This is a genomic window from Paraburkholderia caffeinilytica (assembly GCF_003368325.1).
Lineage (GTDB): Bacteria > Pseudomonadota > Gammaproteobacteria > Burkholderiales > Burkholderiaceae > Paraburkholderia > Paraburkholderia caffeinilytica.
In genome coordinates, this window is the sequence record NZ_CP031467.1 from 375,887 (window position 1) to 399,443 (window position 23,557).

Annotated in this window: 19 protein-coding genes; 7 read left to right on the forward strand and 12 right to left on the reverse strand. The window is 60.8% G+C overall.

Features of this window, described 5'->3' with window-relative positions; genetic code table 11:
* The first annotated feature begins 105 nt into the window (after positions 1–105).
* Both DSC91_RS17615 and DSC91_RS17620 read left to right on the forward strand, forming a co-directional pair.
* Positions 106–939 (forward strand): DUF932 domain-containing protein, encoded by an 834-nt coding sequence (locus DSC91_RS17615; protein ID WP_115780146.1) that lies wholly within the window; start codon positions 106–108, stop codon positions 937–939.
* 133 nt (positions 940–1,072) lie between these two features.
* Complete coding sequence (locus DSC91_RS17620; protein ID WP_115780147.1) at positions 1,073–3,313, forward strand: ParB/RepB/Spo0J family partition protein; 2,241 nt, start codon at positions 1,073–1,075, stop codon at positions 3,311–3,313.
* A gap of 228 nt (positions 3,314–3,541) precedes the next feature.
* Here the strand turns inward: DSC91_RS17620 and DSC91_RS17630 are convergent, their stop codons facing one another.
* From DSC91_RS17630 to DSC91_RS17660, 7 genes are all read right to left on the reverse strand, one after another.
* On the reverse strand, positions 3,542–4,303 hold the full coding sequence (locus DSC91_RS17630; protein WP_115780148.1) for a hypothetical protein: 762 nt from the start codon (positions 4,301–4,303) through the stop codon (positions 3,542–3,544).
* On the reverse strand, positions 4,296–4,988 hold the full coding sequence (locus DSC91_RS17635; protein ID WP_115780149.1) for a nucleotide-binding protein: 693 nt from the start codon (positions 4,986–4,988) through the stop codon (positions 4,296–4,298). The genes DSC91_RS17630 and DSC91_RS17635 overlap by 8 nt, the downstream gene beginning before the upstream one ends.
* A gap of 9 nt (positions 4,989–4,997) precedes the next feature.
* Positions 4,998–5,462, reverse strand: a complete 465-nt coding sequence (locus DSC91_RS17640) for a hypothetical protein (protein WP_115780150.1) — start codon at positions 5,460–5,462, stop codon at positions 4,998–5,000.
* A 1,108-nt stretch (positions 5,463–6,570) separates the two neighbouring features.
* Positions 6,571–7,467, reverse strand: coding sequence for an amidohydrolase family protein (locus tag DSC91_RS17645; protein WP_115780151.1), 897 nt, complete (start codon positions 7,465–7,467; stop codon positions 6,571–6,573).
* A gap of 81 nt (positions 7,468–7,548) precedes the next feature.
* Complete coding sequence (locus DSC91_RS17650) at positions 7,549–8,565, reverse strand: substrate-binding domain-containing protein (RefSeq protein ID WP_229758059.1); 1,017 nt, start codon at positions 8,563–8,565, stop codon at positions 7,549–7,551.
* 31 nt (positions 8,566–8,596) lie between these two features.
* Positions 8,597–9,592 carry an ABC transporter permease gene (locus DSC91_RS17655; RefSeq protein ID WP_115780152.1) on the reverse strand — a complete coding sequence of 332 codons (996 nt, stop codon included), beginning with the start codon at positions 9,590–9,592 and terminating at the stop codon, positions 8,597–8,599.
* Between the two features lie 49 nt (positions 9,593–9,641).
* Positions 9,642–11,174, reverse strand: a complete 1,533-nt coding sequence (locus DSC91_RS17660; RefSeq protein WP_115780153.1) for a sugar ABC transporter ATP-binding protein — start codon at positions 11,172–11,174, stop codon at positions 9,642–9,644.
* A gap of 378 nt (positions 11,175–11,552) precedes the next feature.
* On the opposite strand from DSC91_RS17660, the gene DSC91_RS17665 reads away from it, so the two are divergent.
* From DSC91_RS17665 to DSC91_RS17685, 5 genes are all read left to right on the forward strand, one after another.
* Positions 11,553–12,437 (forward strand): LysR substrate-binding domain-containing protein, encoded by an 885-nt coding sequence (locus DSC91_RS17665; RefSeq protein WP_115780154.1) that lies wholly within the window; start codon positions 11,553–11,555, stop codon positions 12,435–12,437.
* Positions 12,438–12,529: 92 nt separating this feature from the next.
* Entirely contained in the window at positions 12,530–13,279 is a 750-nt protein-coding gene (locus DSC91_RS17670; protein ID WP_115780155.1) for an SDR family NAD(P)-dependent oxidoreductase, read from the forward strand.
* A 71-nt stretch (positions 13,280–13,350) separates the two neighbouring features.
* Positions 13,351–14,679 (forward strand): MFS transporter, encoded by a 1,329-nt coding sequence (locus tag DSC91_RS17675; RefSeq protein ID WP_115780156.1) that lies wholly within the window; start codon positions 13,351–13,353, stop codon positions 14,677–14,679.
* A gap of 37 nt (positions 14,680–14,716) precedes the next feature.
* Entirely contained in the window at positions 14,717–15,562 is an 846-nt protein-coding gene (locus DSC91_RS17680; RefSeq protein WP_115780157.1) for a transketolase, read from the forward strand.
* Entirely contained in the window at positions 15,559–16,557 is a 999-nt protein-coding gene (locus DSC91_RS17685) for a transketolase family protein (RefSeq protein WP_115780158.1), read from the forward strand. Before DSC91_RS17680 ends, DSC91_RS17685 begins: the two co-directional genes overlap by 4 nt.
* 202 nt (positions 16,558–16,759) lie before the next feature.
* Here the strand turns inward: DSC91_RS17685 and DSC91_RS17690 are convergent, their stop codons facing one another.
* The 5 genes from DSC91_RS17690 to acnA all read right to left on the reverse strand — a co-directional run bounded on the left by DSC91_RS17690 (position 16,760) and on the right by acnA (position 23,538).
* The gene (locus tag DSC91_RS17690; RefSeq protein ID WP_115780159.1) at positions 16,760–17,584 is read right to left on the reverse strand and encodes a transporter substrate-binding domain-containing protein; all 825 of its coding nucleotides are present in this window, start codon (positions 17,582–17,584) and stop codon (positions 16,760–16,762) included.
* A 14-nt stretch (positions 17,585–17,598) separates the two neighbouring features.
* Positions 17,599–18,576: an ABC transporter substrate-binding protein gene (locus DSC91_RS17695; protein WP_229758075.1), complete on the reverse strand. Its 978-nt coding sequence runs from the start codon at positions 18,574–18,576 to the stop codon at positions 17,599–17,601.
* An 83-nt stretch (positions 18,577–18,659) separates the two neighbouring features.
* Positions 18,660–19,844 carry a 2-methylaconitate cis-trans isomerase PrpF gene (gene prpF / locus DSC91_RS17700; RefSeq protein ID WP_115780161.1) on the reverse strand — a complete coding sequence of 395 codons (1,185 nt, stop codon included), beginning with the start codon at positions 19,842–19,844 and terminating at the stop codon, positions 18,660–18,662.
* A gap of 3 nt (positions 19,845–19,847) precedes the next feature.
* The gene (locus tag DSC91_RS17705; RefSeq protein ID WP_115780162.1) at positions 19,848–20,933 is read right to left on the reverse strand and encodes a lactonase family protein; all 1,086 of its coding nucleotides are present in this window, start codon (positions 20,931–20,933) and stop codon (positions 19,848–19,850) included.
* A gap of 4 nt (positions 20,934–20,937) precedes the next feature.
* On the reverse strand, positions 20,938–23,538 hold the full coding sequence (gene acnA / locus DSC91_RS17710; RefSeq protein ID WP_115780163.1) for an aconitate hydratase AcnA: 2,601 nt from the start codon (positions 23,536–23,538) through the stop codon (positions 20,938–20,940).
* Positions 23,539–23,557: the final 19 nt, after the last annotated feature.

Genomic DNA, 23,557 nt, shown 5'->3' on the forward strand with positions numbered 1-23,557 from the left:
GGCAAAAGCAGAAGCCGACCCCGAGTTCCACCGGGAAGGTTTCGCACGTAAGCGGCAAGGCCATCCCACAGCCCGTAACTCAACCCTTTCGCTGTGGAGAACGACATGCAACTCGCTTCCTCTTTCCGTTACGGCTCCCCGATGCTGCGCGCAAATGCGCCGCTGTCGGACGATCAAATTCACCTCGTCGCCCCGTCGATCTTCGCGGACGGCAAGCACGAAAGCCGCTCGGAACGTTACACCTACATTCCGACCATCGACGTACTGCGAGGCCTACGTAACGAAGGTTTTCAGCCCTTCATGGTTTGCCAGACCCGCGTGCGCGACGAGGGCAAGCGTGAGTACACGAAGCACATGCTCCGACTGCGCTATGCAGACCAGATAGTCGGCGACGAAGCCAACGAAATTGTGCTCCTGAACTCGCACGACGGCACGAGCAGCTATCAAATGCTTGCGGGCGTGCTGCGTTTCGTGTGCCAGAACGGCATGGTGGCGGGCGACAGCGTGCGCGAAATCCGCGTACCACACAAGGGCAACATCGTTCAGAACGTCATCAATGGCGCGTTCGACGTGCTCGACGGCTTCGATCTGATCCGCGAGCAGAAGGACGGTATGCGTGCCGTCGAGTTGAACCGCGACGAACAACACGCGTTCGCTCGCTCTGCGCTCGCGCTGCGCTACGACCCGACCGACGCCGAAGCACCCGCCCCCGTCACCGACAGTCAACTACTCGCCCCGCGCCGTTTCGAAGATCGCCGCGACGACCTCTGGACGGTATTCAACCGCGTTCAGGAAAACCTTACCAAAGGCGGCCTGCACGGACGTTCTCGCAGCGGGCGCGCCATGTCCACGCGCCCCATCACCGGCATCGACCAGAACGTGAAGCTCAACCGCGCGCTCTGGATGCTCGCTGACGCCATGCGCCAGATGAAGACGTAACCGCCTGCAGGGGCGGCAGCATCTCGCCGCCCAACTCGATCTCATTCCATCAGGAGTCCTATCCGGGTCACGTCCTGATGGAACCAGTAGCACCCGACCCGGAACTTTCCTGCCAATTTTTCTGGAGTCAGTCATGCAAGCTCAGATCACAACCACCACGGCAGATGCCGTCGAAATGACCTCCCCGCTCGAAACCAACTTCGGCAACGAACAGCCGGTCGTCACCGTGCCATATTCCAGCCTGCGGCCCTCACCGCTCAACGCCCGCACGAAACCGCTGTCGAACATTCCAGCGCTTGCCGCCAATATCCGGGCGAAGGGACTGCTGCAAAACCTCGTCGTCCACGAGATGAAGGGCTCACGCGGTAAACAGCGCAAGTACGGCGTCTGTGCGGGCCAGCGCCGCGAAGCCGCGCTCGACCTGCTGCACGAGCAGAAGCATATCGCGGCCGACTATCCGGTGCCGGTGCGGATCGTCAGCGAAGGGGAAGCCCTCGCGATCAGCCTGATCGAAAACAGCGAACGCGAAGGACTCGACCCGTTCGACGTTCTGCGCGCATACCGGATGCTCGCAGAGGAAGGCCGCAGCGTCGATTACATCGCGGCGCTTTTCTCCGCCTCGCCGCTCACCGTCAAGCGTCGCATGAAGCTCGCCAACGTATCACCCAAACTGCTTGCCCTGCTGCGTGAGGACGCGATCACGCTCGATCAGCTTGCGGCACTCGCCCTCGCAGACGACCACGAAACGCAGGAACATATCTGGTTCGACGCAAACGAGTGGCAGCGCCAGCCGAACTACCTGCGACAGGCCATTACGCGCGCCGAGATCGACGCGAGCCGCAGCCGCCTCGTGCGCTTCGTCGGCCTCGCCGCCTATGAGGCAGCGGGCGGATACGTGCGCCGCGACCTATTCAGCGACGACGAGAACGCCGGATACATTGCCGACGCCGAACTGCTGCAGAAACTCGTCGCGCAGAAGCTCGACGCCGCCGCCGAGGAAGTCCGCGCCGAGGGATGGGGCTGGACCGAGACGCGTGTCGAGCGCGATTTTACCGAACTGAACCGGCACGGCAGACTGCGCCCGGTGCAGTGCCAATACACCGACGACGAGCAGCGTGAAATGGACGCCCTCACCGCGCAGCAGGACGAACTCGCTGAAAAGATCGATGCACTCTCGGAGAACGATGAAGATGCCTACGAAGAAGCCGACCGGCTCAACGACGAAATCGAGCGGGTCAATGCGGCAATCATCGCACTCGAAAGTCGCGCGCTCGTATGGGACGCGCAGCAGATGGCCGAGGCGGGTACATTCGTGATCGTCGGACCGCAGGGTGAACTCGTCATCGAACGCGGCCTCGTGCGACGCGAGAACAGCGCGGCGCTCGACGCGGCAGGCGCGACGGTCACCGGCATGGCCACAGCCGAAGGCCCGGACACCGGGTCCACCAAGGCTCCGAAGGTTAAGCCCGTCCACAGCGCGAAACTCTGCCAGCGGCTCACCGCGCACCGCACCGCTGCCGTCCACGCGGAACTGGTCGCGCAGCCCGCCGTGGCGCTCGCCGCCATGCTGCACTATCTGATCCCGAAGGCACTGCCCGAGCACTACGGGCATGTCTCCTCTCACGGCTATCTCGCGCTGTCGGGCGAGAACAACCATGATAGCCTGCTGCGAGTAGCCGACGACCTGCCCGCCAGCCCCGCATGGAATGCCATCGAAACGCATCGGGAACGCTGGATTGCGGAACTGCCCGCAAAACGGGGCGACCTGCTGCCGTGGCTCATCGAGCAGGATCCCGGTACGACTCTGCTCGAACTGCTCGCGTTCTGCACCGGCACCCTGCTCGACGGCATCGCGGGCGAGGAAAAGCCGCATGCGATCAACCGGCTCGCGGGAGCGCTGAACCTCGACATGACCCGGTACTGGACGCCGACGCGCGCTACGTATTTCTATCACGTCAGCAAGGCGCGTATCGCGGAAGTCGTGTCTGCCACCGTGTCTCCCAAGGCCGCTGCCGACCTCGACAAGATGAAGAAGGCCGACGCGGCAGCCGCCGCCGAGCTGCGGCTCGCCAAGGCAGCATGGCTCCCGGAAATCCTCACCGATCGTGACGTCCCGGCCGCGCCGTCATGGGAAAACCGTGACGACGACGATGAGGACGACCGCGACGACGCGGATACCGGAGACGGCGCGGACGAAACGCCGGAGGACGGAGACACTGACGCGGAACCCGACGCCGGTAACGGCACGGAACACGTCAACGACACGCCCACCGACGCGGAAGCTGTGCCCGCGGCCGCTAGCCCGCTGACGCCGTGGCCTTTCCCGACTGCCGACGGCATGAACGGCGAGCAATCCCGCCCGCTCGGGGCGTAACGCCCCCCTCGCCCCGGCAACGGGGCAAGGCAGGCGGCAAGCCCGTATCCGCCGCCTGCCAGACTGAACCGGTGGAACATCTCGTGTCCGACCGCATCCGCATGACCGTACTCGCCACCAATGCCGAAGGCTTCCGGTCCTCTACCTGACTTTCGTCGACGCCACCGACCTGCAATACAACGAAGGCCAGCCCTATGCCATGGCCCTCGCCCGCACCGAAGATCAAGGCTACCGGCCATCGATGATCGCCTTCGTCCAGAACGACACTGTGGCAGGTATGCTCCGCCTCGCCGTCGCGTTCATGGAAGGCGATGCCGACGAGGTATGACCCGTGCGGGCGGACGGCACGCCGTCCGCCCGTCCCCAATGGATACCTGCCCACCATCCCGCCAGCCCACCCGCGCCTGCCGCCAGCAGCATCACGACCAGCCCGCCAGCGACCAGTCCGTAACACGCCCGCATGATCCTCCGCTCGACTGACGCGAGCGCCGCATCGAGCCGCTGCCGCTGCTCGCGCGCGGCAACCGCAGTTGCGCCCACGATCCGGTTTCCGGCAACGCGAGCAATGTGGCTCGCCGCCCGCTGCGTAAGCGCAGCCAGCGCCTCATCATTCAGCGCTGCAAGCGCGGCCCGGTAGCGCGCCTCGTGCTCATCGGTCATCTGTCCGGCCAGTTCGATCGTGGCCTTGCAGCGCGCGAGCGCGTCACGATGCTGAGTCATGAGCGCATCCGTCGCTGCCCGTGCCTCCGTCCGCATGGCATCCAGGCTGCCCGCGCCTGCCTGCCGGACGCGCTCCGGCATGGTCTCGTAGAGTCGCCCGTAGTGCTCGAGCATGACCAGCACAGACCACAGCGCATCGTTGTCACGCAGGTTGAGTGCGCCTGATATCCGCCGCATTCGCAGCACACTGGCGTCGTCGGGTAATTCGCCGGTGACGTCGAGAAACAGGGAGGCAAGCGCATCTACCGGCCTGCCCTGCCCGTTATCCATCGACCGTGACCTTGGCAAACATGGCATCGCACAACGAACGCCAACGCAATAGCTCGACCCGCTCACCGATATGCATCGTCTCCGCCGCCTTGCGGATCGACATGCGCTGGCTGCGAAGCTCGTCGGCAACCCGATCGGCGAGATCGGGAAAGTCCAGCGAATGACCGCGCGCTTCGATGGAGCGGCGAAGCTGCGATCCCTGATATAGCGTGAACTTTTCCGCCGGACCGAAGTAGCCATTGCGTACGACATTCGTCACCGCGTCCGGGAACGTCTCGCTGAAAGCGTTCAGAAGTTCAAGGCTGTCACGTTGCCGGTTGATCACCCACAGGACAACAAGCCGACGCCGAAGCTCGCCAAGCGCGCCGGCCAGCGTTGCGCCGAACTGCTCGACACCCATCTGGCTCCGCGCCGCCGTGTTGACTACGATCACGGCATCCCGTTGCTCATCGCAGAAATTGACGAGACCGATCCAGCCGTCTGCATCGTCCAGGTTGTAGGCGACGCAACGCATCTCATCCTGAACCGCTTTCATCACGTCCGGATTTGAGGTATCGGTTTCTACCAACGCCGCATGTATATCCCGCCGCAGGAGATAATCGACCAGCGCGAGTGCAACAAAGCTCTTGCCGACACCTCCCTTGCTGCCACCGACGAGATAGATCGGGTAAGTCGTCATGTCCATTTGGATCCTCTAAAGGTTCTCGGTGTCGGGCCGTATCTCGAATGAGAACTGGTCGCGCATCACCATGCTTCCGGGCTTGCTGACTGGCTTTCCCCCATCCTGCTTCTGAATCTCTCTGGCAGCCTCCGCGCGCGGTACGTTGTCCTTGCTCAACCTCTTCACACGGGGTAATGGCGCGGCATCGCCTCGTGCCGATTCCTTTGCAACCTGTCGAACTGGCTTGTCTTGCTTCGAGGGATATAACGCGTACTTGACCGAGCCAACGCTAAAATCGACGCCCCTCTTCCTTGCATGTTCAACGATTTCTTCCAGCGTATATCCCTTCTTTCTCACCGCACCGATCACCGGACGCATCTCTTTCATCGCATCGGTAATCGAGACGCGCTGCTCGGCCTCTGGCTTGACCGGCAGCGATTCCAGAGAGCGGGCAAGTTCATCCCATTGCGCTCGGGTATAGCTTTTCGCAACCGGCATGGCTCTCTCCGTCGTGCTCTCTTCACTCCATCTTGTTCACTCAGGAATACCCCGTCAATACCTGCTTTTTGGTCAGATTTTCGCTATCGGAACGTCATGGAATCAGACGAATCGCGTCGGAATAAAAGAAATATTTTGGACGCGTCTGGCAGGAGCAACTGGCGCAAGCTGGCGTCCGGAAAACGCATGGAAAGACTTCAGGCAGACGCCACGACGGCGAGTTGCCGAACCACTCCTACCATCGGACAGAGGCGCTCTGACCATCAGGATGGGCCCGAGGAACTGCGCGCCGACAGCAACACGACGAGTTCGCAGACTACATCCCTTGCCCAACGGACTCCCGATAGCCCTGATGACATACCGTCGGGACTGGCCGTGCGGATTTTGGGAAATCCAAAGCCGCCCGAAGCTGGATCCACGTTACCGATTCAGCGCATGCGGTTACCGACTCCAGCTATGACCGTCGCAGACACCTGTTATTCAAATATCGGTCGTGGACCAGATCATTGCGCAGCAATCGGCTCGCCCGTACGCAGACTCGATCAATCGACCATCCCACGCTCACGCGGCGTGGTACGCCGTCGCGCAAAGAGAGAGACCATCGGACTCGTTGCGAGTGTCCCGTAGACACCGGTGAATATCTCACGGACATATCCGACCGACCTCGCCGAAAGCGTTTAGCTGGCGGATAAATAAACAACATCGAGACGAGGGATGGCAGGATTGGCTTCCGCCGGTTTTGGTCGCCATGGGCACATTTTCAGACTGCCGGTCTATGGCGCATGCTGTACGAAAATCGGCGGTGTGAGAGCATCACAATCGACGCCCTCGTCTCCTCAATTTAGGAGGACCTAGTTCACACACCGCCCTCCTGCAAGGCGCAGGAAAACGTGGAAGCGAGAGGGCGACATTCCTGACCGGCTGGGAGTGTTCACTCACGCCCACATACTTGCTCGCGAGGTAAGCTCCGAAACTACCGCTTTATCGGCGGGCCGGCCGTGTTCGACCCAAGCAGCCTTCCATCAACCCAGCGCACGTGACCGTTTATGACGGCAAAGCCGACGCTCATGTCGGCCGATGCTCGGGCGTATTGCTAGTTTGATCAGTCTTAGAGTCGATATATCCGCTCCGCATTGTCATGGAATAGCGCACGACGTTCCTGCGGCGAAAAGTCTTTCGTAATGGCCCTGAACGCGTTGAACACGTCGTCGTAACTGCTGAAAAGCTTGTCGACGGGAAAGTTGCTTGCGAACATGCAGCGCTCCACACCGAACGCGTGAATTGCGGCCATTACGAACGGGCGGATACTGTCGACGGTCCATTTCCAGTCGCCCATACCTAACCCCGAAATCTTGCATGACACGTTTGGCGCCGACGCCAACAGTTTCATGGCCTCCTTCCAGGCTTCGATTTCTTCCGGCGTTCGGTCAACGGGCATGCCCGTGTGATTCAACACGATAGGCGTATCCGGGAATTCGCGCGCCAGCGCGACGGCCTCTTCCATCTGCGTGTAGTAAAGCTGCAGATCGAACGACAAGTTATAGCGTTTGAGCAGCGCATATCCCTTGCGCCACTGGCTATCACTCATCAGATGCGGACTGTCGATAAACGTCTTTACAGGGTCGCGATGGAAATTGAGGCATTGCCGGATGCCGCGTACATTTGGAAATTCGCAATGCGCTTCTATCACCGCCTGCACATCTGGAGAAGACAAATCAGCAAAGCCAACGATGCCATGCGGATAACCGTGCGTGTCGGCCACGCTCTGCAGCCATCGCGTTTCGGCGACGGAATCGTTATGGTCGTACTCGACCTGAAGATGCACGGTCTTCACCACGTTCTGGTTCTTGATGTCGGCCAGAAAATCGTCGATGAGATAGTCTTTGCGTATTGCCGAATAGTCGCCGAATACCCGCTTGAGCATCGGCCCCTGCAACCACGGATAGTTTCCGGTCTTGAGATCGTACAGATGATGATGCGGGTCGATAATGGGAAAGTTGTCCACGGTGTCTCCGGATCTAGTTAATTCATTCAAATCGAAGCGCCGTCCACGGCAAGGTGGACGGCTAACAGATCAAGTCGCTGCTCAATAGTTACCAGCCGAAGGCGGATACACGCGCTTTACAGTGGCCTGTGCTTCAGGGTGATCGATCGTGTCCTTCGTCACGAGCGGTTCCTTCAGCGCCAGTTCCTGCGTGGTCGGCTTGTGGTTGAGCGCATTGAACACCTGGCTTGTCGCATCGATGCCCTGCCCGACCGCTTCCTGCAGGAAGATGCCCTGAATCGCACCGTCGCGCAGCAGGCGGATCGTCGTCGGGCTGCCGTCCGCCGTCACGACGGCGACTTTCCCGGTGAGGCCGCGCGTTTGCAGCGCTTTGGCCGCGCCCGTGGCGGCTTCGTCGTACATACCGTAGATCGCCTTCACATCAGGATGCGCGGTGAGAATGTCGTTGGCTTGCGAGACGGCCTCGTTGACCGTCAGGCCATGTGTCTCCAGTACCTGCACGAGTTCACAACCATCGGCCTTGAACGACTCCTGCGCACCCTTCATATACTTTTGTGCGTTCTCGCGATCCTGCGGCAGCGACAGCATCGCGACCTTGTTGCCGCCGCGCTCCTTCGCCAGCTTGCAAACATATGAGCCTTGCGCCCTGCCCGTTTCATAGTTGTTTGCGGTGACGGCCGACGTGAAATCGGTCTGTCCCGCCCCCGGCCCGATTCCCGTGAACGCGATCGGCACGGACTTCTCCTTTAGCAGGCGCAGCACGGGCGGCGTGCTGGTCGAACTGACGGGCCCCATCACGATTGCGGTGACACCGCGCGTCAGCGCCGTACGAACGTTGTCCATCTGCTTGGCGGGGGAATTCTCCGACGTGAACTCGACATAGTTCATGCCGAGTTCTTTCGCCCGTTGCTTGACGCCATAGGCAACCCACTGCCAGTAGGAAATATCCAATGACGGCGCGATATACGCAACCGTCTGCTTCGCCTGCGCGAACGACGTTTGCGACGCCATGGCGGCAGCAACCAGTACGGCCGCCGCGACCAACCGGCCGAATGGCTTGCGCGCGCCGCCCTGCTTTTGCGTTTCGATCTTGATCATATTTGTCTCCTTGAACCTTGTTTAACGCGGCTTAACGCCGTGCCTTGGTAATGCGGTCGACGAGCACCGCGATAAGAATGACGATCCCTGTCACGGTGCCTTGCCAGAAGCTGTTCACACCGATCAGATTTGCGCCGTTCTGAATAATCGTAATCATCAGCGAGCCGAGCAGCGCGCCGATTGCAGAACCCGTTCCACCGAAGAGGCTCGCGCCGCCGATTACGACGGCTGCAATCGCCTGCAACATGAGGCTCGAACCCGCCGTGGCCTCGGCATTGCTGATGTACGAGATGCTGACGATCCCTGCGAACGAAGCCAGCAGTCCCGACAGCAGATACGCGGAAAGCCGCACGCGATTGACGGGAACACCGATCACACGCGCCGACGAACTGCTGCTGCCCACGGCATACAACCAGCGTCCCGCAACCACCTTGTGCAGACAGAACTCAATGGCGACGAGCAGCAACACGCACCACAATGCATAGTTCGGCAAGCCCGGAATGAGCGAGCCGGAGTTGAGCAGGTAGTAATTGGGATCGGAGATCGGCAACGAGTGGCCATCCGTGACGATGAACGACAGACTCCCCGCGATCGCATACGTGCTCAACGTGACCACGAACGGCGCGAGTCCGACGAAGGTGACGAGCCCGCCGTTGATCAGGCCAATCAAAAGACCCACGGAAAGCCCCGCAAGACTGCTGGCGATCGCGCCGAATCCATGCATCATCGCGAGTCCCGTGACCATGCCCGTCAACGAGAACACCGAGCCGACCGAGAGGTCGATGCCGCCCGTGATGATCACGAGCAGCACGCCGAATGCCATCAGCACGAGCGGCGCCGCCGCCTGAGTGACGTTCGCGATGTTGCCGCCCGACAGCGCGGCGGGGACGACCATGCCGACGGCCAGCTCGATGATGATGATGGCGATCGCGATCGCAATTTCGGTGCGGTAGGTGGAAAGCAAGCGGCGGGCCGTCCTGGCCGACTGAGGGCCCTCGCTTGCGATCGGGTGGGTGACTGTCTTCATGGTTGTCTCCAGATTGGAATGCGTGGCAACGCGCTACGCGGGAACGTTTTCAGGCAGCCATGCCCGTCGCGTTAGCCAGATTGGTTTCATTGACATCGGCATGGCGCAGCACACCAGTCGGGCGTCCGTCCAGATCGAAGGCGAGCACCGTATCGCACAGTTCGACGAGTTCGACATACTCCGTCGACCACCAGACCACGGCCGTGCCCTGCGCGGCCATCTTGCGGATCAGCGCGTAGATCTCGCGCTTGGTGCGGATATCGACGCCGCGCGTCGGCTCTTCGAGCACCAGCAGCTTCGGCTTGAGCGTGAGCCATCTCGCGACGAGCAACTTCTGCTGCGTGCCGCCGCTCAACGTAGATGGCAGATCCCAGAGCGAGCCGGCGCGAATGTTCAACGCTTCGAGAAGCCGCGTGCCCTGTTGCACTTCCTGCTTGTGCGCAACGTTACGGCGCTCGACGATACGCTGCGCCGCGACGAGGTTATCGACAATAGGCAGTGTTTCGAGGATGCCCTTGTTCGCACGGTCGCCCGAGATGAAGCCGACGCCATCGCGCGCCGCCGCGGACGGACTCGTGTAGGCCACCGTCGCGCCATTGCGCTTCAAGTTCCATGCATGATCGGCGGCGAGTCCCGTCAATGCGGTGATCAGCGCGGACGGCCCCGTAGGCGCACCCGCCAGTCCCATGATCGAACCCGGCCGGATGTCCACGCCTATGCCTTCGTGTTCGATCGTGATCGTGTCGCCTTCGCTGATGCTGAGGGTCGCGTGGCCATCACTTACGTCGTGCGTCTGCGTCGCGTTAATAGCGATCGCATTCGCCTGCTCGTCGGGTTCGACACTTTGCCCCATGCATTCGACAATCTCGCGGTCGGTGATCGCATCAAGCGCAACGCGGTCGACAGCCGTCTTGCCGTCGCGGATGATCGTGCAGACGTCGGCGATCTGACGGATCTCGCGCATCCGGTGCGAGACGAACAGCACCGCAAGCCCGGTGTCCGCGATCAGCCGGCGAATGACCGCAAAGAGACGGGCGGTTTCGGCCGCAGTGAGGTTCGCCGTGGGTTCGTCGAGCAGCAACAGCTTTGCGCCCGAACCGAGCGAGCGCGCAATCTCGACGAGTTGCCGCTCATGCAGCGTCAAATCACCCACCAGACGTTCGGCGGATTGGCGTGCGAAATGCGGGTCGATCAGTGACAGCGCGTCGATCGCAATCACTTTCGCTGCGCGCTCGCTGTATTTCTGCGTCGCGCGCCGCAAGCGCGGCATCGCGATGTTTTCAGTGACCGACAAATGCGGCAGCAGCGCAAGTTCCTGGTTCACCACTGCGATTGCGCCCGCTTCAACATGCGCGGCGGCGGAAGCGCCGATCTCCTTGCCGTCGAATTCGAGCGTGCCGCCATCGCGTTCGTGCTGGCCGGAGATGATCTTGATGAGCGTGGACTTGCCCGCGCCATTCCCACCGAGGAACGCATGCACCTCGCCCGGTGCGATCGACAGATCAAATCCTCTTAACACGCTCGTCGGGCCGAAGCTCTTGACGATCGAGCGTGCCGACAACACATACGGCGGTTGAGTCATGTCGAATCTCCAGTCGCGATATACATTTGACGCACGGCAGCAATCCCGTGAGACAGACGCAACGTGCTCGCATAGCCGGATGGACCGATGGTCGTCCACCGCGGACTCAGTGAATGTGGGAATCGTGACTTGCGCGTCAGGTGGCGAAAGGCGATCGCGCGTCAGGAGGGAAAGCCGGATAATGCATGTCTGTCTCCTGCGCAGTTGTGCACTGCGCCAAGTTGGTATGTGGTTGGAAGCTGAGACTTTCAACCCGCCGCGTCGCGGTTGCCGTCGTATCGGCTATGTGCACGCTGTGCGGGTTGTCGACAGAATGGCAGTGCAGAAGACGTGCGAACAAGTCGGTTTCATTCAACCGCAACTGAAAAAAATTTCACGATGCGTATTCCTCCGCTCAAGTCCATCATCGCGTTCGAGAGTGTCGCCAGAACCAAAAGCGTGAATCGCGCAGCGGAAGAACTGGGTCTGACCGCGTCGGCCGTGAGCCATCAGCTCAGCAATCTCGAATCGATCATCGGGCAGCCGTTGTTCCAGCGGTCCGGGCGTGGTCTCGTGTTGACGCCGATTGGCGAGCGCTACCTTTCCGACGTGACCGGGTCACTTGCGGATCTGAGCCGCGCGACAGAGCGCGCGTCGAGCCGTACGGAGGTTGACATCTTGCGGGTGCATTCGAGCCCGAGCTTTGGACTCATGTGGCTACTTCCCAGGTTGTCGTCATTTCAGGAAGCTAATGGCGATATTCAGCTCAATCTGGCCTGCTCGTACGAGAACGTCTCGTTTTCGAACGGCTACTACGACATCGACATCAGGCACGGCTACGGCAACTGGGACAATCTGGAAGTGAAAACGGTGCGTGGCGAATTCATTGCGCCGCTTGCTTCGCCTGCCTACCTTGAGCGGCATCCCGTCGAGACTCCGGAAGACCTGCTGGCGCATCGTCTGATCTATTCAGAGACACCGCTCGTCCAATGGAAGCAATGGTTCGGCAGAACAGGCGTATCCGCGAAGCAGAAGACGTTCGATTTTTCGTTCGACCGCTCCTACATGTCGATCGAAACGGCGGCACTCGGCCTCGGCATCGCGCTCGAGAGCCTTATGCTCGCATCGGTGAAAATTAGGGACGGACTGCTGGTGCCTGTTTTCGACGAGACATATTCCATTGAAGTCGGCGCACATCATCTGGTTTACCCGATGCAAAACGCCGAATTGCCGCGCGTCGAACGTTTTCTCGCATGGATCGAGCGGGAGGCAGCGTCCACCTGAATTTTTCTCAGCCATTGTTGAGCGTTTCCGCGTTGATGCCGTCGCCTTGTCCGCTGACACTACAAGCACCATCGACACTCAGGAGACAAGCAATGCTGCTCGAGAACAAGGTTATCGTGGTGACGGGTGCGGCATCGCCCCGTGGTATCGGCAAGGCGACCGCAAAGGCGCTGGCCGCACAGGGCGCGCGTGTCGTGATCCTCGACCTGCGCAAGGAAGACGCGCAAGCCGCCGCTGCCGATCTCGGCCCTGAACATCTCGGCCTCGCCTGCGATGTCACCGACAAGGACGCTTGTGTAGCCGCTGCGCGTGCGACGCTCGAACGCTACGGCCGCATCGACGGCCTCATCAATAATGCAGGTATCACGCAGCCGGTGCGCACGCTCGAAATCGGCGCCAGGGATTTCGACGCGATCGTCGACGTTAATCTGCGTGGCACCCTCTATATGTCGCAGGCGGTGATTCCCGCGATGAAGGAGCAAAACGGCGGCAGCATCGTCTGCATGTCGTCGGTTTCCGCGCAACGCGGGGGCGGCATCTTCGGCGGGCCGCACTACAGCGCCGCCAAAGCGGGCGTGCTCGGGCTCGCGAAAGCCGTGGCACGCGAGTTTGGTGCGGATCACATCCGTGTCAATTCCATCACGCCAGGTCTGATCCAGACGGACATCACGGGCGACAAACTGACGCCCGACATGCGCGCCGAAATCATCAAGGGCATCCCCCTCGGGCGGCTCGGCGATGCAGCGGATGTCGCGAACGCCTGCCTCTTTCTGGTCAGTGACCTCTCGACCTACCTGACGGGCATCACACTCGACGTGAACGGCGGCATGCTGATTCACTGACGACAGCGCCGCGCGTGCGCGGCATCCCGAAGCACCCGGGACAAACCGGGGCCGTGGCAGGAGACAGACACATGAAATCCAGATACACCGCACCGCCCGTTGCGGGCGATGCGATCCCGCGCGGCGACTCGCCGACATTCGAGGCCAAGACTTACGCGAAGGTCAGCCGCCGATTGATTCCCTTTCTGATGCTGTGCTACCTGGGCGCGTATCTCGATCGCGTCAACGTGGGCTTTGCGAAACTTCAGATGCTGAGCGATCTGCGCTTCAGCGAGACCGTCTATGGCGTAGGCGCGGGCATTTTCTTTCTCGGCTACTTTTTGTTCGAAGTCCCAAGTAATCTCATTCTTCACCGGGTCGGTGCGCGCAAGTGGCTTGCGCGGATCATGCTCACGTGGGCGGTTATCTCCGCGAGCTTCGTGTTCGTCAAATCGCCAACCGTCTTCTACATGCTGCGCTTCTTGCTCGGCGTGGCCGAAGCGGGATTTGCGCCGGGCGTGATCCTGTACCTGACCTATTGGTTTCCCTCCGCGCGCCGCGCGAAAGCGTTGTCGCTGTTCTTCATGGCGATTCCGCTGGCAGGCATCATTGGCGGCCCTCTGTCGGGTTCGATCATGCATTCGCTGCAGGGCGCAATGTCGATGGCGGGATGGAAGTGGCTGTTCCTGCTCGAAGCCGTGCCATCGCTGGTGCTCGGCATCGCGATCCTGCTGTACCTCGATGACAGCATCGCGAAGGCGAAGTGGCTCACCGACTCCGAAAAGACACTGCTCGCCCGCAATGTCGCTGGAGACAATGCGCACAAGACGGCTCACCTCTCGATTCGGGCGTTCATCGGCGACCGCCGCCTGTGGCTGATGGCCGCGATCTACTTCTGCGTCGTGCTCGGCCAGTACGGTCTGACTTTCTGGCTGCCGACCATCGTGCGCAAAGCCGGTGTATCGGACCCGCTGTGGGTCGGCATTTTCACCGCGATTCCCTACCTGTGCGCGCTCGTCGCGCTGCCGCTGATCGGCATGAGCGCGGACCGCCGACGCGAACGCCGCTTCCACCTCGCGATTCCGATGCTGATCGCAGCAGCAGGTTTTGCAACCTTGCCTGCGCTGGGCAGCGTCGCGGCATCGATCATCTGCCTGAGTGTTGCCGCCGCCGGCATCCTCGCATCGTCTTCGCAGTTCTGGTCGTTGCCGACTTCACTGCTTGGCGGGGTATCGGCCGCTGCGGGCATCGCCGCTGTGAATTGTTTCGCCAATCTGGCGGGATTCTTCTCACCCGCCATCGTCGGCTGGCTCAATGATCTGACTGGCAAATCGACTGCGGGCCTCATCTTTATATCCGTGGCGGTGACGCTGGGTGCCGCGCTCGTTTTCCTCGTCCCGGCGAGGTCCGTCAACCGCTGACGTTTTCAGGATTCTCTCGACATCAAAGGAGCAATACATGGACACCGAAATTATTACCGAGGACGTCTCGCTCGCTGAGCGCGCGTACCGGATCAGGAGAAACGCGCTGCTGATGGGCGAAGTACAAGGCCAGGGCTATATCGGCCAGGCGCTCGACATCGCAGACGTACTGGCCGTGGCGTACTTCGGCGCCATGCGTTACCGCCCACAGGACCCCGATTGGGAAGATCGCGACCGCTTCCTGCTGTCCAATGGTCACTACGCGATTGCGCTGTACGCCGCCCTCTTCGAAGCCGGCATCCTGCCCGCAGAAGAACTCGAAACCTATGGCAGCGATGACAGCCGTCTGCCCATGTCCGGCATGGCGAGCTATACGCCGGGGATGGAAATGTCGGGGGGCTCGCTCGGCCACGGCCTGACGATTGCCGTGGGCCGCTGCCTCGGGCTCAAGCGCAAAGGGTCGAACGCGTTCGTCTACACGCTCTTCTCCGATGGCGAACTCGACGAAGGCGCGATCTGGGAAGGCCTGATGTCCGCCGCGCACTGGAAGCTCGACAACCTGATCGCGATGGTCGATGTGAACAACCAGCAGGCCGACGGCCCGTCGACGCAAATCATGGCGTTCGAGCCACTCGTCGAGAAACTCGAGGCATTCGGCTGGTACACGCAGCGCGTGAATGGCAATGACATCGAAGCCGTGAAGCTGGCCTTTGATAACGCACGTAATCACGCCAAGCCGCAACCGCGCATCATCGTGTGCGACACGAAGATGGGCTGCGGCGTACCGTTCCTCGAACAACGCGAGAAGAACCACTTTATCCGCGTCGACGCGCACGAGTGGCAACTCGCGCTCGAAGCACTCGAAGCAGGGAGAAAAGCATGAGCACCGTTGAGAAAAAACCGCGCCTGAAAACATCGGCGATGATCGCGTCGATTGCGGGCGAAGGCCAGATTACCCGTTCCGCGCCGTTCGGCCACGCGCTTGCCGAACTCGCACGCACTAAGACCAACGTGATCGGCATGACAGCCGACCTCGGTAAATACACCGACCTGCACATCTTCGCGAAGGCGTTCCCCGAGCGCTATTACCAGATGGGGATGGCCGAACAGTTGCTGATGGGCGCCGCGGCAGGCTTCGCGCATGAAGGCGCACAGCCGTTCGTGACAACCTACGCGGTGTTCGCCACGCGCCGCGCCTATGACTTTATCCATCAGGCAATCGCTGAGGACAACCTCGACGTAAAAATTGTGGCAGCACTGCCAGGTCTCACGACAGGCTATGGCCCGAGTCACCAGGCTGCCGAGGATCTCGCGCTGATGCGCGCGATGCCGAACATGACTGTGATCGATCCGTGCGACGCGCTCGATATCGAGCAGATGGTGCCGGCCATCGCCGCGCACAAAGGTCCCGTCTACGCGCGCCTGTTGCGCGGCAACGTGCCCGCCGTCCTCGACGAATACGACTACAAGTTCGAACTCCGCAAGGCGAACCTGCTGCGCGACGGCAACGACGTGCTGCTCATCTCATCCGGAATTATGACGATGCGCTCGCTCGAAGTCGCGAAGGCGCTGGAAGCGGACAACATCGGCGTCGCCGTGCTGCACGTGCCGACCATCAAGCCGCTCGATACTGCCGCGATCCTGCGCGAAGCGAAGCGGACGGGCCGCATGGTGATCGTCGCGGAAAATCATACGGTGATCGGCGGACTCGGCGAAGCCGTGGCATGCACGCTGCTCGGCGCGGGCGTGACGCCGCCGTTCCGGCAGATCGCACTGCCTGACGAGTTTCTCGACGCGGGCGCCCTGCCAACGCTGCACGACCGCTACGGCATTTCGACGGGGACGATGGCCGCGTCTATCAAGACTTGGCTCGCGTGACCGATCAAATGACTGGCTAACCCTACCGATTTACGTAACGTGACAGTTGCTGCCAAGAACGACCGCATCCCGACGGCGGGAAGCGGCCGTTCGCTTTGGATGATCCAATGGCCGTTTGTGGCCCGCGAACCGTCCCATGAGCCCACATCATCCGCTGGCCAGCGGTGAACTTATGCAAAGGGCATATTTCGCTCCCTCACAGTCATTCGACTACGGTTCGGGAATAGCCGATCGGAACCTCATAGCAGCGCACGCCCCTGCCGCATTTGTCACGCGGCCGTAATCCAGCCCTACCTTGCAGGGGCGCCACCGTAGCACCGTGTATGTCATGCCGCGCCAACAGACAGGATATGTGGCCTGATGTTTTAAGTTCGTCAACGAACGCTTCCAGCAGCTGCGTTACGGCATCGCCTCGCGCTTTCGCCACACCCATAGCCTGCTGAATCACCATAAACGGGTCATCTAGTAGGCGCAGCCCTGTATGTTGCCTGGCATCAGAGAGCAGTTGCTGTTTAACCCCGGCAGCAACCTCGAGGCCATGCTTGACAAATGTATCGACCACGGCCGGAGATGTCGCTACACGAACGATGTCGGCCCGCGTGAGCTCCCGGCTCAAAAAAAGGTCATACGCGCTCCCGCCGCCAACCGCCACGCGATTGTGCGCTTCATCGACCTGGCTACTGTCAGTAATCGGTGACTCCTGCCGGACTAGGTAACAACCTTCGATCAATAGATACGGCGAAGTAAATGAGATCCCTGCGCCACGGACAGGGTCGATCGCGAAGAAACCGAGGTCTGCTCGCCCATTTGTCACTGCATCGACGGCCTTAGCCGCCGCATCGACTACAAGAAACTCAACAGGCACCCTCAGGAACTCAGCCAGTTCAGTCGCGAGATCGACTGAAACTCCGAATGGTTTTCCCGTGGCTTGATCCGTGTTCGCGAGAATGGGATTACCCAGATTGATCGTTACGCGCAGCGTACCAGTGGGCACAAGTGCCGAGACGATTGCATCATTCAGTTCCATCGAAGCTCGCTCCCCTATCTGACCTGATTCACGAACTCGTTCGTGTAGGTACTCGACAGATCGATATGCTTCCCTTTGATATTCGGGTTGAATTCGCTCATCACTTTCAGCACCGTTTCTGGCCCTCCAGGCGGCATCTTGCCATCCGGCGAGTACATGGGCAGAGAAGCCTTCAACGCCTGCAAGTAAAGGGCCTTGTTGCCGCCGTAGTAGTCCGTCGGCATCTTCGTCGCGATTTCTTCTGCCGGGTGCGTTTGAATGAATCGCAAGGTCCTGACAAATGCTCTGGCGAGTTTGGCCGCTTCTGTCTTGTGCGACTGCGCCCAGGTACGCCGCACATAAAGACTGGAGGCGGGGTATAGGCCTCCAAGGGCGGCCCGGGTTCCTTCAACGCTGCTCAGGTCCACAAGAACCTTCGCATCTCCGGTTGTACGCAGCAAAGATGTCGTGGGCTCTGTCGTCCATGCAACGTCCACGCGTTTCTGTTTGAAGGCCGCCATCAGGCTGTTTCCGGCACCCACCGGCAGCATCGAGAAATCGCTCGTCTTCAGACCATATCGCGACGCGAGGTATTGTCCGAGGAACGTGGACGAGGAACCCAGCCCCGTCACGCCAAGCGTTTTCCCTTTGATATCGCCCATGTTCCTGATCTGGTTCGCAGCGTCGGCGCGGACCATTTCCATGCTTCCGGGTACAAGACCGAATATCACAATACTTTCTACGTCCTTACCCTTCGCCTGCAAGTCGATCGAATGATCATAGAAGCCGACGACTGCTTGGGCAGCTCCCGCGAGCAGTTCATTTTCGGCGTCAACACCCGCCTGCTGGGACTGCAGTTCGACATCGAGTCCCTCGTCCTTGAAATAACCCAGGCTTTCCGCCAGCTTCGGTGGAAGATAGATCAGCTTGTTGATACCGCCGACGATGATGGTGATCTTTTCGTCCGCATGAGCCGCGCAGGCGCAGAAAGCGCTCGACACTGCAGCGAGCATGACAAGACGGCGAAGCGGGAAAGTCATGGATGTCTCCTCCTTGTAGTGGGTTCTGCAACCGGGCCTTGGAAGTTCTGCTGGTTTTAGCGGGATGAGTTTTGTGCAAGCGGGGTCGGCACCAGCACGTGACCTTCCATCAGGCGGCGGGCGCTTCGGCTCATGATTGCCTTGCTGACCACCCATGTGCCGTTGCGCTGTTCCGCTTCGGCGCCTACCGCCATCACGCCCGACGGATGGCCGAACCGTACCTGTTCCGTCCGGGTCGCGGGCATCAGCACGTTCACGACCGTTCCGGGTATCGCTGCCGCAACGGCAATGGCCACCGCGCCAGTGCCGGTCATTGCGTGATGCAGCTTTCCCATCGACAAGATTCGTGCGTTGATATCCACCATCGCAGGTTCGATCCGTTTGCCGCTAGACGCGGTGTACGCACGCGGCAATGCAACGAACGCCAGCTTCGGTGTATGAGGGCGCAACTCAGTCACCTCCTGCGGAGTCGCCGCCAGCCCCATTTTCACCGCCGCATGGGCACGGATTGCTTCACATTTGGCAAGGAGTGCTGCATCGTCGTTGATGTCGCGTTGCATCTCGTTGGCCTTCAGCCCGAGATCTTCCGCGTTGATGAAAATAGCGGGGTTGCCCGCATTGATCAGCGTAAGCCGGTAAGTCCCGTAGTCTGGAACATCGATGGCGTCGACGACATTGCCCGTCGGGAACATGCCGCCCGAAAGTTCGTCACCCTCATCGCTGCCCCCGGGATCGAGGAATTCGATGCGGATTTCGGCAGCCGGGAACGTTACGCCGTCGAGCTCGAAGTCGCCTTCCTCCTCGACCTGGCCATCTTTCATGGGCACGTGCGCGATAATCCTCGCGTTGATGTTCGCCTGCCAGATTCGCACTGTCGCGGTGCCGTCGGTCGGCGCGTTCACCAGACCCTGTGCAATGGCAAATGGACCGACGGCCGACGTCAGATTTCCGCAGTTGCCGGACCAGTCGATCACAGGTTTGTCGATCGATACGGCACCGAACAGGTAATCGACGTCGCAGTCCGGGCGCGAGGAAGGCCCCACGACCACCACCTTGCTCGTGCTGGAGGTCGCTCCACCCATGCCATCCGTCTGCTTCTCATAGGGATCGGGACTGCCGGTCACGCGCAGCAGGATCCGGTCACGCTCTGCTGGGTCCGACGGCAAACTGTCGGCCCGAAAAAACACCCCCTTGCTGGTGCCACCGCGCATATAGACGGATGGAATTCTGGTTTGAGCCACGTGTCACTCCTGAATGGTTTTGAATACGATGCATACGGGACTGCCGGTGTGCACCGTCTGCCCCGTTGGCGAGGGCATGCCACTTGTCTTGTCGAGCGCGTACTGGACGATGCTGTCGGATCGCTCGTTAGCGACGTACAGATAACTTCCCGAAGGGTCGAGACTGATGAAGCGCGGGAAATTGCCTTGGGTGTCGATCCAGCGCGGCTGACCCGGCATTCCACTTGAGCCGTCGAGCGGCAACGTAGCGACCGAATCATGACCGCGGTTGGACACATACAGAAAACGTCCCGTGGAATCGATCGCAATGCCGGCGGCGCTTGTATCGCCGTGGGCGTTGCAGGGGATCACCGAAACGGTATGCAGCGGTTCCAGCGCTCCGGTGAAGACATCAAAGCCCCATGCCGTAACGGTCGAATCCAGTTCGTTTGCCACGTAGACGAGCGGCAACGCCGGGTGAAACGCTGCATGCCGGGGACCGGCGCCGGACCTGCATCGGTGTCCGACAACGCGCGGTTCACCGGTCTCCAGCCATTGAATCGCGAACACCGTATCGAGTCCCTTGTCCGGGACGATGTGCCAGTTGGTGTTGTATCGAGTCGTAGCGTAGCGGGATACCTGATGCGGATGAGACCCGGCTTGCTCGGTCCGGTTCGGACCCGGCGTGCCCGACAGCGAAACGAGCGACGACACAGGTGCCAGCTCCCCCTCTGTACCGACTGGAATCCGGGCTACCGTCCCTGTTGCGTAATTGGCGACAACAAGTGAAGAGCCGTCGCGCGAGAACGCAAGATGTACGGGATTTCTGCCTTCGCATGATTGCCGGTTCAAGAGGCTCAAACGTCCGCTCGAATGATCGACGTGATAGCTGCTAAGCTCGCTGCCGTCCCCATGAACCGCATAAAGAACATCCTGCCTCGCGTTCAATGTGAGAAACGATGGGTTTTCAGACGCCAGACAGATATCTGTCAGTTCCCAGCGCTGGTTCGCGGGGTCGACTGCATAGATGCTGATGCCGCGGCCGCGCGCGTTCCGCTCGCGCGTCGTTCGACAGCCGACATAGATATAAATCGTTTTCATCGCGGTCATTGCCTCACGCCGCAGTCATGTACTCGCCCGCAATGCGCGGCAGCAGGCCGCCCGCTTCAAAAATCTGCACCTCTTCACGCGTGTCTATCCGGCACTTGACGAGCGTGCTCAGCGTTTCGCCGTTACGTCGGCCGATACGCAACGTCAGAAAGCCGCCAGGCTCAATCGCACCATCGATACCTTCGATCGAATACGTCTCCGATCCATCGAGCGCCAACGTGCGCCGAGTCACTCCTTCAGAGAATTCGAGCGGCAGCACGCCCATGCCGACCAGGTTCGAGCGATGAATGCGCTCGAAGTTTTCACAGACGACAGCGCGCACGCCGATGAGGCGAACGCCTTTCGCGGCCCAGTCCCGGGACGAGCCCGCACCGTAGTTCTTCCCCGCCACGACGATGAGTTCCTGCCCACGCTCGATATAGCGTTCTGCTGCATCGTAGAGACGCATCGTGATGCCTTCCGGCTCCATCCGGGTGAGAGAGCCTTCCTTCTCACCGGCCATTTCATTGCGCAAGCGGTTGTTCGCAAAGGTCGCTCGAATGGCCACCTTATGATCGCCTCGCCGCGTGCCATACGAGTTGAACTCCGCCGCATTGACGCCGTTGGCAATCAGATATTCGCCTGCGGCGCTTTCCGGAAGAATCGCGCCCGACGGTGACAGGTCATCTGTCGTGACGTTGTCTCCGAACACGCCAATGGCGCGCATCTGCTGGAGTCGCGCAGGCTGCGTGAGACTCGCCTGCCAATAGGGCGGGCGACGGATGTAGTTACTATCTTCGCGCCACGGAAAGCGTGCCGGCACTGCCTCGGCACCTTCCAGTTGTCCAGCCTTGCGGAACATCTCCGTGTAAATGCGCAGGTACTGTTCCCCATGGATGCTCGCCTTAAGTAGCGTGTCGATCTCTTCATCCGTCGGCCATAAGTCCTTCAGATACACGGGGTTGCCGTCCTTGTCCGTGGCGACCACACCGTTCTCGATGTCGACATTGATCGTGCCGGCAATCGCATAGGCGACCACCAGCGGTGGCGACGCGAGGAACGCTTCCTTCACCCGCGGATGAATGCGGCCGTTAAAATTGCGGTTCCCTGAAAGGACGGCGACGGCATGAACATCCCGCTTTACGATGTCCGCTTCGATCTCTTCTGGGAGCGGTCCCGACATACCGTTGCACGACGTGCAGCCGAAGCCGATGATGCCGAAACCAAGTGCCTCAAGCGGGGACATCAGTCCCGCCTCCCGCAGGTAGATTTCCACCGGCTTCGATCCGGGAGCGAGCGATGTTTTGACCCACGGTTTGCGTTGCAGCCCGAGTGCGACCGCCTTACGGGCAACGAGGCCCGCGGCGATCATATTGCGCGGGTTCGAAGTATTGGTGCAGCTCGTAATCGCCGCGATGACAATGGCACCGTCATCGAGTTTGACGTCGGACGGTGCTTCCTTCTCCCTGGCGTGTTGCGCGGCCGGTCGAGCGATACCCCGGCTGACGAGCGCTGACAGCGGCACACGGTCGTGCGGGTTGGACGGCCCTGCGAGTGCGCGGCGCACTTCCGATAGATCGAACGCCAAGGTCCGGTCATATTCCGCGTCGGCAAGATCGTCCGCCCATAGACCCTGCGCCTTCGCGTAGCTTTCCGTCAGCGCGATCTGCGCATCCGACCGGCCAGTCACACGCATGAACTCGAGTGTCTTTTCGTCCATGGCAAAAAGCGCTGCGGTGGCGCCGAATTCAGGCGCCATGTTGGAAATCGTCGCGCGGTCGCTCAGCGTCATCGCGCGCGCGCCCTCGCCGTAAAACTCTATGATGGTGCCGACCACCTTCTGCGTGCGCAGAAACTCGGTGATCGCCAACACGAGGTCGGTCGCTGTCACGCCTGGCTGCCGGAAGCCTTTGAGCTCCACACCGACGATGGTCGGCAAGCGCAACCACACCGCGCGCCCGAGCATCACTGATTCCGCCTCGATGCCACCCACACCCCAGCCCAGCACGCCAAGCGCATTAATCATGGTCGTATGGCTATCCGTGCCGACGAGCGTATCGGGGTAGGCCACGCCGTCTTTCACCTGGATGACGGGCGACAGATATTCGATGTTTACCTGATGCAGGATGCCGTTGCCAGGCATCAGTACGTCAAGATTCGAAAACGCCTGCTTGCACCACGCGAGGAATTCAAAGCGTTCGGCGTTCTTGCTCTGCTCGATCGCCATGTTCTTTGACATCGCCTCAGGGTCGTCCCCGGCAACCTCGACATTCAGCGAGTGATCGACCACGAGATGCGTGGGCACGACGGGGTTGATTGTGGCGGCGTCGCCGCCCGCTTCTGCGACCGCGTCGCGCATGCCCGCAAGATCGACCAGGGCCGGGGTGCCGAGCAGATCCTGCAATACGACGCGCGCCGGGTAGTACGGAAAGTCGACGTCGTGACAACGCGCCGCCAGCGCCTTCAAATAGTGTGCTGCGTCCGCCGCGGGCTGCCGGCGAATGACGTTCTCTGCGAACACCCGCACGCAATACGGCATGCGGGCGAACTGCGCCGCCTCGAGAGACGCCATTGCGTCGGCGACGCTGACAAATTCGACGGTGTGATTGGGAAGGGTGCGGGACATCGGGGTTTTCTCCAGGGCA